The sequence below is a fragment of the Stenotrophomonas aracearum genome (assembly GCF_031834615.1).
GTDB lineage: Bacteria > Pseudomonadota > Gammaproteobacteria > Xanthomonadales > Xanthomonadaceae > Stenotrophomonas > Stenotrophomonas aracearum.
The window spans coordinates 1,943,090-1,954,214 of the sequence record NZ_CP115543.1; the positions used below are offsets into that span (position 1 = coordinate 1,943,090).

The window sequence follows — 11,125 nt, forward strand, 5'->3', positions numbered from 1 at the left end:
GAAACCGAACGACATCCCCAGGCCCCGATCTGCTGAGCGTGGATCGGGACAACATGCGCCCGCTTGCCGAGCGGATGCGCCCGCAGACCCTTGATGAAATGGTCGGGCAGAAGCGCCTGCTCGCCCCGGGCAGTGCGCTGCGCCGCGCGGTCGAATCCGGGCACGTGCACTCGATGATCCTGTGGGGGCCGCCCGGGTGCGGCAAGACCACGCTGTCGCTGCTGCTGGCCCACTATGCCGATGCCGAGTTCCGTGCGATCTCGGCGGTGCTGTCCGGCCTGCCGGAAGTGCGGGTGGTGCTGGCCGAAGCGGCGCAGCGCTTTGCCGAGGGCCGGCGCACGGTGCTGTTCGTCGACGAGGTGCACCGCATCAACAAGGCCCAGCAGGACGCGTTCCTGCCGCATATCGAGCGCGGCACGATCGTGTTCGTCGGCGCAACCACCGAGAATCCTTCGTTCGAGCTCAATTCCGCGTTGCTCTCGCGCTGCCGCGTGCACGTGCTGGAAGCAGTGTCGCCGGCCGACATTGTGGAAGCCTTGGAGCGGGCGCTGCACGACAGCGGGCGTGGGCTGGGCAGCGAGCACCTGCAGGTTACGCCGGAGGCGCTGCTGGAAATCGCCACCGCCGCCGATGGCGATGTGCGGCGCGGGCTGACCCTGCTGGAGATCGCGGCCGAACTGGCCGGCGGCGAAGGCGGGCGGATCAGTCCGGAGATGCTGGTGCAGGTGCTGGCCGACCGCACCCGTCGCTTCGACAAGGGCGGCGAGCAGTTCTACGACCAGATCTCGGCCCTGCACAAGTCGGTGCGCAGCTCCAATCCGGATGCGGCGTTGTACTGGCTCACGCGCATGCTGGATGGCGGCTGCGACCCGTCCTACCTGGCACGGCGGCTGACCCGCATGGCGATCGAGGACATCGGCCTGGCCGACCCTCGCGCACAGTCGATGGCGCTGGAAGCCTGGGACATCTACGAGCGGCTGGGCAGCCCGGAAGGCGAGCTGGCCTTCGCCCAGTTGGTGCTGTACCTGGCCAGCACCGCCAAGTCGAACGCCGGCTATGCGGCCTTCAACCTGGCAAAGAAGGAAGTGCGCGAGACCGGTACCCAGGAGGTGCCGCTTCACCTGCGCAATGCGCCGACCAAGCTGATGAAGGAGCTGGGCTACGGCGCGACCTACCAGTACGACCACGACGCCGAGGGCGGCATCGCGCTGGACCAGACCGGATTCCCGGACGCCATGGGCGAGCGCGTGTACTACCAGCCAGTGGCGCGCGGGCTGGAAATCAAGCTGAAGGAAAAGCTGGACCGCCTGCGCGCCGAGCGTGAGCAGGCAAGGGCGCGCAAGGGGCAGTCGTGATCGGCGGATTCGGTACCTGGGGGCAGCAGCTCGGCCTGGTCATGCTGGGCGGCGCGCTTGGTGCGGCGCTGCGCTTCATCATCGGCGATGCGATGTGGCGCCAGTTCGGCAGCAGTTTTCCGTGGGGCACGCTCACCGCGAACCTGATCGGTGCGTTCGCCATCGGCTACATCGCGGTGTGGCTGCAGACCCGGGGCAGCGCGGCGGTGTATTGGCGGGCGTTCGCGGTGGTTGGCATCATCGGCGGGCTGACCACGTTCTCGTCGATGATGCTGGAAGCGGTGCTGCTGGTGCGGAATGGGAAGGGGTGGGTGATGCCTACCTATATCGGCATCAGTCTGGTCGCGGGGTTTGCGTTGGTCTGGTTGGGGGCTCGGTTGGCCGAGGCGTCTGTCGCGCGATGATGGGTTCGCGTGGAGCCGGGCAGAGCCCGGCTCTACCGTCGTGCGGTGAAAATGCAGTGGTTTTTCTGGATTTACGTGCCGGATCACGATATTGTTTCGCCCCCGTCGTGCCGCCACCAGCCCTGTCATGCGTGATGAAGAAGATCCCGGCACCCTGGAACTGATGCTGCCGCGCAAGCGCGGGCGTCCGCCCACGTTCGGCTACGCCATGACCGATGCGCAGCGTGCGGCGCGCTACCGTGCCCGCCGCGCCGGGCAGGCCGACCACGCCGATGTGCGCACCTGCAGCGACATGGTGCTGCTGGACAAGATCCGCGCCTCGATCACCGCCAAGGACGCCGAGCTCACGGGGTTCCTGGTGCACGTGCTGTGGCAGCGCTATCCACTGCAGTTGAAGTAAGCGCGGCCCGCACCAGTTCGGCCACGGCCGGTCGCAGGTAGCCCAGCAGTCGTTCGGCTTCCACCCAACCGGTCGCGTCGTCCAGCTCCAGTTCGTGCAGGTCATCTGCAATGGCCGCCAGGGCCGACTGCCCGAGTACGCGCAATACCCCGGACAAGCGGTGCGCGTGGTGGCGGAATCGGTTGACCGCCTGCTGGCGCAGCGCGTCGTTCAGGCCCATCAACTCGTCCTGCAGCGACTGCAGGTAGCCGTTCCAGACCGATTCGGTGCAGGGTATCGCCTTGGCGTCCCGTTCGTCCGCTGTGCCGGCATCGCCCAGCTGCAGTACATCGAGCAACCGGCGCACCTCCAGCGGTTTGCACAGCACCGCGTCCATGCCGCAGCTGCGGCAGCGCTCCTCATGCCCGGCCGAGTCGTTGGCCGAAATCGCCACCAGTACCGCCGGTATGCGCGCATGGCAACGTTCCAGGTCGCGCAGCTGCACCGCCAGCTCGTAACCGCTCATGTCATCCAGCACGCAGTCCAGCAGCACGATGCTGCACGGTTCGGTGGCCTGGATGCGCAGCGCACTGGCACCGTCGCCGCAGGCCGTGACCGAGGCGCCGAGCACTTCCAGCTGGCGCGCCACCACGGTGCGGTTCAGGGCGTGGTCCTCGACCAGCAGCAGGGTGCGCCCGGCCAGCGGCTGCGCGCTCATGTCCTGGCCGCCGCCTTCGATCACCGCCGGCAGCCGCACTTCGAAGCAGCTGCCTTCGCCGGGCACGCTGTGCAGGTGCAGCTGGCCGCCCATGCCGCGTACCAGGTCCCGGCAGATCGACAGCCCGAGACCGGCGCCGCCCAGTTCGCGTGAGTGGCGGGCATGCGCCTGCGAGAACGGCTTGAACACGGCCTCATGCTGGTTGGCGGGGATGCCGATGCCGGTGTCGCGCACTGCCAGCAGCAGCTGCGCGGTGTCGTCGCGCTGCTGCAGCGACAGGGTCACTTCCACCTCGCCGACGTCGGTGAATTTCACGGCGTTGCCCAGCAGGTTGCTGAGCACCTGGCGCAACGCATCGCCATCGATCCAGATGCGCGGCAGCGGCTCGGTGTGCTGCAGCAGCACCATGGAAAGTCCCTTGGTGTCTGCCGCCGGGCGGGCCACGCTCATGCACTCGCGGGCAAGCTGGCGCAGGTCCTGCCAGCCCGGGATGGGGAGGTGCTCGCCACTGGCCACGCGTTCGTAGTCCAGTGCGTGGCCGAGCAGGTGGCGCAGGCTGACACCGGCCGAGCGGGCGGCGTTGACCAGTTGGCGCTGGCCGTGGTCGAGCGCCGACTGGTGCAGCAGGTCGACCGAGGTCACCAGTGCCTGCGCGGCATTGCGGACCTCATGGCTCATGGTGGCGAGGAAGCGCGCCTGCTGGCGTTCGCTGCGGCGTGCCGACTGCCGCGCCCGGTACATCCAGCCGCCGGCGCCGAGCAGCAGGGACAGGGTCAGGCCCATCGTCACCAGCTCCCATTGGAAGTGCCGCGACATCACCTGCAGAGACGGTCCGCTCAGGTAGGTGGCCTTGGTCCAGCGCTGCATCAGCATGGCGTGCTCCTGCGGGCTGATCGAGCGCATCGCCTGGTGGATCTGGTCGAGCATCGGGCGATCGCGGTGGCGTACCACCAGGTGCAGGCTGCCCGGCAGGCTGGCGGGACCGCCATGCAACAGCAGGCTGTCGCCGAATTCGCGCCGCACCGCCGGACGCATGGCCACGTCCAGCTCCATCGCCACATCGACTACGCCGGCCTCCACCGCGGTGAGGGCTTCACGCAGGGTAGGCAGGCCGACCACCTGCAAATGCGGGTGGTAGGCGGCCAGCCATTCGGAGAGGCGGCTGCCCTTTATCACGGCCACGCGACGCAGATGTGCGAACTCCGGCGGCTGCGCATGGATGTGTCGGCTGGCGAGCAGGGTCTGTCCACGGTAGTAGGCGGGCGAGGCGGCCAAGGCCGTGCATGGCGCATTGTCCAGCGGTCCCAGCAGCAGCATCAGGTCGGCGCGGCCGTTGCAGATGGCCTCCAGGGCCGCCGTGGTCGACTCCACCGGCTGTTCCTGGAAGCGCATGCCGGTCTGCTCCGAGACCAGTTGCGCATAGCCGCTGATAAGGTTGGCATCGCGCGCGGCGCGACCGTCGGCGACCAGCAGCCGGTGCTGGGTAGGGTCGGTGGCTACACGCACCAGGCGTGGCTCCGGCTGGCCGAGGACGGCCGGCATCAGCGCGACGACCAGCACCCCGGCCAGGATGCCAGCCGCGATCCGGTCGCCTCTCACCACACCGCCAGCTGGTGGCGCAGAGTGAAAAGGTCGCGATCCGTACGCAGGCCCAGCTTGCGGAACGCCGCATGCTTCTGGGTGCTGATGGTCTTGATGCTGCGGTGGCGCTGCTGCGCGATGTCGGTCACGGTCAAGCCGCTCAGGCACAACTGCAGCACTTCGCGCTCGGCCTGCGAGAGCCGGTGTTCGGCGTGTTCGTCGCGGTAGTTGAGCGGAACGTGGTCATGGCCGGCGGCCACCCGGCCGATCGCCCGTGCCAGCTCATCCAGGGTTTCAGCCTTGGAGATCACGCCCGCCGCGCCGGCCGCCAGCGTGTTGGAGATCATCACGTGGTGCACGTTGGCCGAGAACATCAGCACGCGCACCCGGGGAAAGCGGCGCCGCAGCATGCGCAGCAGTTCCATGCCCTGCAGGTCGCCTTCGGCCAGCGTGTAGTCGACCACCGCCACGTCGACCAGGTGGTGCAGCAGCGTGTTGACCAGCGCCCGGGTGGTGGCATGGTTGCCGACCACGTGGAAGCGCGGGTCCTGGGAGAGATGCACGTAACTGCCATGCCGCACCACGTCGTGATCATCGAGCAGCGCGATGTTCAACACGGCGGGTTGCAGGGGTCCGTACACGGAGCCGGGATAGCGTCGGGACAATGGAGGCACGCAATCGTGGGATTTGCGCCATTCTTACTGCTTCACCGTACTGCAGAGATACTCTGATGTCAGATTAGGACTATTCCTATGCCCGGTACGAGAGCTCCGTCACTTTCTGCGCGCATCCGAACGCTCCCTTCGGAATGATGCACAGGAAAACGGTCACCGACGCTCGCGGTCCAGCAGGCGTGCAAACTGTGACGCCAACTCCACCACCAGCGCATCGGCCGTCGGCCGATGCAGCATCGCGATCTCGATGCTGTCAATCGGTGTCAGTCCCTGCTTCGCGGTGAGCACGCGATGCTCGCGGGTCACCGCGCGCGCCGGCAGCAGGCTGATGCCCATGCCGTCGGCCACCGCGCCCTGGATGCCGCCGAGGCTGGAGCTGGTAAAGCCGATCCGCCAGCGCCGGCCCAGGCCCTCCACCGCCGCGATCAGCTCGTCGCGGTACAGCCCGCGCGGTGGAAAGGTCACCAGCGGAACCGGATCCAGCGCGATGCAGGGGCTGCGCGCACTGTCCACCCAGCGCATCGGTTCGGCCCAGCACGCCATCGCCTGGCGGCTGTTGCGGCGCTGTTTGACCAGTACCAGGTCGAGTTCGCCGTGGTCGTAGGCCGCGGCCAGGTCGCGGCTGAGCCCGCTGGTCACTTCCAGCTTCACCTGCGGGTGGCGGCGGGTGAAGCGGCCGAGCAGGGCAGTCGTGCGCGGGTTGACGAAATCCTCGGGCACGCCCAAGCGCACCGTTACCGCCACCGTAGCCCCGGCCAGCGCTTCGCCCATCTGGTCGTTCAGGGCCAGCATCTGGCGGGCGATGCCCAGCAGCGAGTGACCGGCATCGGTGGGGTGCACGTCGCGGTTGCCGCGCACCAGCAGCGGGTGGCCGGCCAGCTGCTCCAGGCGCCGGATCTTCTGGCTGACCGTGGACTGGGTGGAATGCAGGCGCGCGGCGGCGGTGGTGAAGCTGCCACAGTCGGCGACCATGACCATCGCGCGCAGCAGGTCCAGCTCGAACAGGGTGCGATGCGAAGCGGCACTGGGTGGCATGGCGCTATCCAGAAAACGAATGCGGAAGCTGCAGCATAGTCAGTCCGCGACCACCGCGCTGGCGCGGGCGAGGCTGCGCGCTACGCGCGCACCGGCGTCGCGCATCATCACGTGCAGCGCGGGCGGGCCGAGCACCTCGAACTCCAGTTCCAGGGCGAGCAGCCAGTACACGACCGCGCCCTGCGGATGCGCGCCGCAGCGCAGCAGGCAGCGCTGCGCATCCAGCGCCTCGAGCACACCGGCCGAGCCGGGCATGCGCTCGCGCACCGTCTCGATCGGAGCGTGCAGGACGATCCGCGCTTCGTCGCCGTGCGGACCCATCGTCAACGACTGGCTCACAAAGGCGCGCAGGTCGCCGTTGGCCGGGGAGGGGCGGGGACGGAAGTGCACGCCTACCTCGGGCGTGCTGGTCATGCGGTCGATGCGGAAAGTGCGCCAGTCGCTGCGCGTGGTATCCCACGCCACCAGATACCAGCGCCTCTCGGCATGCACCACGCCCTGCGGTTCCACCTGGCGATGGCTGGGCTGGCCCTGGCGGTCGGCGTAGTCGAAGCGCAGCTGCAACTGGTCCCGGCAGGCGCCGGCCAGCGTCGCCAGCAGGCGCGCGTCGACCAGCGGGCCACTCTGGTCGATCGGCAGGATCGCGGTGCGCAGCGCATCCAGGCGGCGACGCAGTCGCGCCGGCATCACCTGTTCCATCTTCACCAGCGCAGTGATCGCGGTCTGCTCAATACCGCTGATGGTGCCGCTCACCGCCATGCGCAGGGCGAGCGCGGCGGCCAATGCTTCCTCGTCGTCGAGCAGCAGCGGCGGCAACGCGCGACCGGCACGGAATGCATAGCCGCCGGCGACGCCGCTGCTGGCCTGGATCGGGTAACCCAGTTCGCGCAGGCGTTCGATGTCGCGCCGCAGCGTGCGCGGGTGCACGCCGATGTCGGTGGCCAGCGTATTGCCCGGCCAGTGCGGCCGGGATTGCAGCAGCGCCAGCAGGCGCAACAGACGGGCAGAGGTCGTAAGCATGGCGGCAGGGTCGCGCCTGTCGAGGACAGGATCTGTCCGCAATGGTGGCTAGCCTGTGGCCACGGTGCAAGGGCCTTCCGGCGCACCTCTTCCCCCGACACTTACAGGAGTACTGCATGTCCCTCGTCTTCTATTGGCACCCGATGTCCAGCGCCACCCCGGTGGCATGCGCGCTGGCCGAACTGGGCGTGGCCCACGACCGGGTGCGTATCGACATCCGCAACGGTGAGCAGCGCACCCCGGAGTACCTGGCGATCAACCCCAACGGCAAGGTGCCGTGCCTGGTGGTGGATGGCACGCCGATCTTCGAAGGACTGGCCATCCACCTGTGGCTGGGCGACCGCTTTGGCGTGGCGCGCGGGCTGTGGCCGGCGGCCGACACCCCGGAACGCCTGCAGGCGTTGTCGTGGTGCGCATGGGCGTATGTGACGTACGCGGCGGTCATCAACCGGATGTTCCTGGCCAGCGGTGACGGTCCGCTGCGCGACGCTACCCAGGCCGCTGCGGCAGGTGAGGCGGCGCAGCAGCTGCTGGCGCTGCTGGAAGATCGCCTTTCCACCCAGGCCTGGATGGTGGGTGATGCCTACTCGCTGGTGGACCTGGTGGTGGCGCAGGTGGTGGGCTATGGCACCTACGTGGGCGCGAGCGTGGCCGCATACCCGGCAGTGGCCGCGTGGCTGGCCACGGTGCAGGCACGCCCGGCGATGCAGGGCGAGGTTTGAACGGTATTTGGATTGTGAATGTGCAGCATGCCGAAATTTAACTGGTGAATGGGGGCCGCCGCGCCGTATGGTGCGGTGGTCCTTCCGTTACTGCGTCCTGCCATGAAATCCATCGTGCTCTCTGCGTTCCCGCTGCTGCTTGCGCTGGCGCCCTCCGCCCTGGCCGCCGAGCAGGCCGACCTGATCATCCGCCACGCCACCGTGGTCGACGTCGAGCACGCCACCACCGTGGCCGACCAGGCGGTGGTGGTGCGTGGCGACGATATCGTGGCGGTGGGCGATGACCGCGCCATCGCCAAGGCGTGGACCGCGGCGCGGAAGATCGATGGCAAGGGGCGTTACCTGATTCCCGGCCTGTGGGACATGCATGTGCACTTCGGTGGTGGTCCCGAGCTGATCGAAGAGAACAAGGCACTGTTGCCGCTGTATATCGCCCATGGCATCACCACCATCCGCGACTGCTCCGGCGACCTGCCCGAACAGGTGCTGCAGTGGCGCGGGCAGATTGCCGACGGCACGCTGGAAGGCCCGCAGCTTTTCAGCTCCGGCGCCAAGATCGAAGGCATCAAGCCTGTCTGGAAGGGCACCATTGAAGTGGGCAACCAGGCCGACCTGGATGCGGCTTTCGTCAAGCTGAAGCGCGACCGGGTCGACTTCGTCAAGATCACCGACAGCACCCTGACTCCGCCGTTGTTTCTGGAGGCCGTGCGTGGTGCGCGTGCCAACGGCCTGCGCGCCTCCGGCCACATTCCAATGGCGCTGACCGTGCAGCAGGCGGTGGACGCCGGCATCAGTTCGATCGAACACCTGGACTACGCGTACAAGGCCGGGGTCAAGGATGAAGCGGCCATCGCCGCCGACTTCGCCGCCAAGCGGATCGACCGCGCCGAAGCCAACCGCCGCCTGGATGCCGGCTTCGACCACGACACCGCGATGGCTGCGTACCGGGGCTTCGCCGCGAAGGGCGTGTATGTCACCCCGACCCTCAACGGCGGGCGCATCCTGGACTTCCTGGACCAGGACGACCACGCCAACGACCCGTACCTCGCCTACATCGGTCCCAGGCTGCAGGCCACCTACCAGTGGCGGGTGGAGCGGGCGGCCAAGGCCAGCCCGGAACAGATCGCGCAGCGCCACCAGCAGTACCACCAGGTGGCGGCGGTGCTGCCGATGCTGCAGGAGGCAGGCGTAACCGTGATGGCGGGTACCGACGCCGGCTTCCTCAATTCGTTCAATTACCCGGGCATCGGCCTGCACGACGAGCTCAGCCTGTTCGTCAAGGAAGGCCTGACCCCGGCCCAGGCGCTGTCTTCTGCGACCCGCGCCGGTCCGTCGTGGTTCGGTACGTTGGACCGCTACGGCGGCATCGCGCAGGGCAAGGCGGCGGACCTGGTGCTGCTGGATGCGAACCCGCTGCAGGACATCCAGGCCACCCGTGCCATCAATACGGTGGTGCTGCGCGGCCAGGTGTACGACCGCAAGGCGCTGGATGCCTTGCTGGCGCAGACACGCGAGAAGGTCGCGCAATGGCAGCAGGCGGCGAAGCAGTAACGCCCGCCACACTCCATCAATAAGAGAGAAAACCCGGCGCCCCGCATCTGCGGGGCGTTTTCGTATACGCGTTCCTGCAACAAATTGCAGTAGCGCATTGATGAAAATTGAATGTGCCGCGTTGCAGCACAAATCTACGATGCGCACCTGGTCAACGCCGACCGGCATTCCGGCGCTGGCAATCACCCAATCCATCAACTTTTGCAACTTGTTGTAGTGCAGCTTGAAAAAAGTTGCATGGGGCGACCGGTGGCTGACGCCTACGCTGCGCACTCGATTGAAGGCAGTTATGACAACTGGCCTTCGCATTCACCCCGTTAATCACAGGAGCAGCTTCGATGAAGCGTCTGATGACCGCGCTGGCGGTAGCCATGACCATGGCGATGTCGGCATCGCCTCATTCGGCCCAGGCCGCCGCACCCAACATCCACGTGGGCGCGATGTACGAGTACGCCGAGCCGGGCAAGGGGGCGCTTCTGAAGCGCGTTCGCAACACCGGGAACGCGACCGCATTCGTGCGCGTTCAGATCAGCGAAGTGCGCTACGCCGCCGACGGCAGCCACCAGGAGATCCCCGTCGACACGGCGGACGGTAGCCAGGCCGGACTGGTCGCCAGCCCGTCGCGGATGATCGTGCCGGCCCAGGGCCAGCAGGCTACGCGCCTGCTGGTGCAGGGTGACCGCAGCAGCGAGCGCTACTACCGCGTGCGGTTCGTACCGGTGCTGCCGCAGTCCGAAGACGAGTTCGCCCTGACCGACGCGCAGCGCGACGACTACCGCAAGGAGCTCTCGGCCGGCGTCAATGTGCTGACCGGCTACGGCGTGTTCGTGATCGTGCACCCGGACCAGGCCCGCTACGACGTGCAGACCGAAACCACCGGCGAGCACGTGCAGCTGCGCAATGCCGGCAACACCACGGTGCTGCTCGATGACGTGCGCCAGTGCAGCGCGGCCGACAAGACCGCCAAGTGCTCGCCTACCCGGAAGATCCACTTGCTCCCGGAGCGCACCGAGCGCTTCCCCCGTAGTGCCGAGCACGTGCACCGCCTCCAGATCGTTGAGGGGGACAGCCGGAAGGACGTCCTGCTCAGCCCCTAGGTTCCGCCCGGAACCGCCGTCCAGTCGCCGGACTCCAGGCGACACCTTCCCGTTGGAGATAAGAAGCAATGAACCTCAAGACCACCGTCCTGGCTGCTGCGGCCGCCCTGATCCTGACCCCGGCCGCTGCCATGGCCGCCACCGAGCAGTTCCCGATCCAGGTGACTGTTGAAGCCACCGTGCCGTCGGCCACCGGCCTGCAGATCTCGCCGGTTGGCGACTGGGCAGGCCAGACCCAGCAGATGCGCTGGAACATCGCGACCCAGAGCCTCGCCCCGATCCAGCAGCAGGTCGACATGAAGAGCGGCCTGGGTGCCATCAACGCCTACCTGACCACCGAAGCCATGCTGACCAGCGCCGGCAACGCCATCGACCTTGCGGTCAATGTCGCCGGCCAGGAACTGAAGGTCGGTGCCGGCAATGCCGTTGAAGTGGCCACCTCGACCGAAGCCGCTGCCAGCAAGCGCGCTGCGGTTGCCATCACCGCTGCCGCCCCGACCGGCGACGGCTACGTGCACGGCACCTACCAGGGCAACGTTTTCATGATGTTCGAAAGCGGCACCCCGTAAGCGTTTGAGTTGTTACCCGA

General features: G+C 67.6%; 11 protein-coding genes. 7 read left to right on the forward strand and 4 right to left on the reverse strand.

The annotated features are described in order from the left end of the window. The first annotated feature begins 53 nt into the window (after nucleotides 1-53). From PDM28_RS08965 to PDM28_RS08975, 3 genes are all read left to right on the forward strand, one after another. Entirely contained in the window at nucleotides 54-1,355 is a 1,302-nt protein-coding gene (locus PDM28_RS08965; protein WP_311184512.1) for a replication-associated recombination protein A, read from the forward strand. Further along, nucleotides 1,355-1,759 (forward strand): fluoride efflux transporter CrcB, encoded by a 405-nt coding sequence (crcB, locus tag PDM28_RS08970; RefSeq protein ID WP_311184675.1) that lies wholly within the window; start codon nucleotides 1,355-1,357, stop codon nucleotides 1,757-1,759. The genes PDM28_RS08965 and crcB overlap by 1 nt, the downstream gene beginning before the upstream one ends. A gap of 127 nt (nucleotides 1,760-1,886) precedes the next feature. Next, nucleotides 1,887-2,159, forward strand: a complete 273-nt coding sequence (locus PDM28_RS08975) for a hypothetical protein (RefSeq protein ID WP_070207989.1) — start codon at nucleotides 1,887-1,889, stop codon at nucleotides 2,157-2,159. On the opposite strand, the gene PDM28_RS08980 is transcribed toward PDM28_RS08975, so the two are convergent. From PDM28_RS08980 to PDM28_RS08995, 4 genes are all read right to left on the reverse strand, one after another. Further along, nucleotides 2,104-4,455: an ATP-binding protein gene (locus PDM28_RS08980; protein WP_311184513.1), complete on the reverse strand. Its 2,352-nt coding sequence runs from the start codon at nucleotides 4,453-4,455 to the stop codon at nucleotides 2,104-2,106. The two genes, PDM28_RS08975 and PDM28_RS08980, sit on opposite strands and share 56 nt — an antisense overlap. Continuing rightward, nucleotides 4,452-5,054 carry a response regulator gene (locus tag PDM28_RS08985; RefSeq protein ID WP_311184514.1) on the reverse strand — a complete coding sequence of 201 codons (603 nt, stop codon included), beginning with the start codon at nucleotides 5,052-5,054 and terminating at the stop codon, nucleotides 4,452-4,454. The genes PDM28_RS08980 and PDM28_RS08985 overlap by 4 nt, the downstream gene beginning before the upstream one ends. Nucleotides 5,055-5,264: 210 nt before the next feature. Next, nucleotides 5,265-6,146: a LysR substrate-binding domain-containing protein gene (locus PDM28_RS08990; protein ID WP_311184515.1), complete on the reverse strand. Its 882-nt coding sequence runs from the start codon at nucleotides 6,144-6,146 to the stop codon at nucleotides 5,265-5,267. A 39-nt stretch (nucleotides 6,147-6,185) separates the two neighbouring features. Beyond that, nucleotides 6,186-7,166 carry a helix-turn-helix transcriptional regulator gene (locus PDM28_RS08995; protein WP_311184516.1) on the reverse strand — a complete coding sequence of 327 codons (981 nt, stop codon included), beginning with the start codon at nucleotides 7,164-7,166 and terminating at the stop codon, nucleotides 6,186-6,188. A 116-nt stretch (nucleotides 7,167-7,282) separates the two neighbouring features. Between PDM28_RS08995 and PDM28_RS09000 the strand changes: the two genes are divergently transcribed. From PDM28_RS09000 to PDM28_RS09015, 4 genes are all read left to right on the forward strand, one after another. Beyond that, the gene (locus tag PDM28_RS09000) at nucleotides 7,283-7,888 is read left to right on the forward strand and encodes a glutathione S-transferase family protein (protein ID WP_311184517.1); all 606 of its coding nucleotides are present in this window, start codon (nucleotides 7,283-7,285) and stop codon (nucleotides 7,886-7,888) included. 102 nt (nucleotides 7,889-7,990) lie between these two features. Further along, nucleotides 7,991-9,439, forward strand: a complete 1,449-nt coding sequence (locus PDM28_RS09005; RefSeq protein WP_311184518.1) for an amidohydrolase family protein — start codon at nucleotides 7,991-7,993, stop codon at nucleotides 9,437-9,439. Between the two features lie 338 nt (nucleotides 9,440-9,777). After that, nucleotides 9,778-10,536, forward strand: coding sequence for a CS1 fimbrial subunit B flags: Precursor (locus tag PDM28_RS09010; protein WP_311184519.1), 759 nt, complete (start codon nucleotides 9,778-9,780; stop codon nucleotides 10,534-10,536). A gap of 68 nt (nucleotides 10,537-10,604) precedes the next feature. Continuing rightward, nucleotides 10,605-11,105 carry a CS1 type fimbrial major subunit gene (locus PDM28_RS09015; RefSeq protein ID WP_102946843.1) on the forward strand — a complete coding sequence of 167 codons (501 nt, stop codon included), beginning with the start codon at nucleotides 10,605-10,607 and terminating at the stop codon, nucleotides 11,103-11,105. The last annotated feature ends 20 nt before the right edge of the window (nucleotides 11,106-11,125 follow it).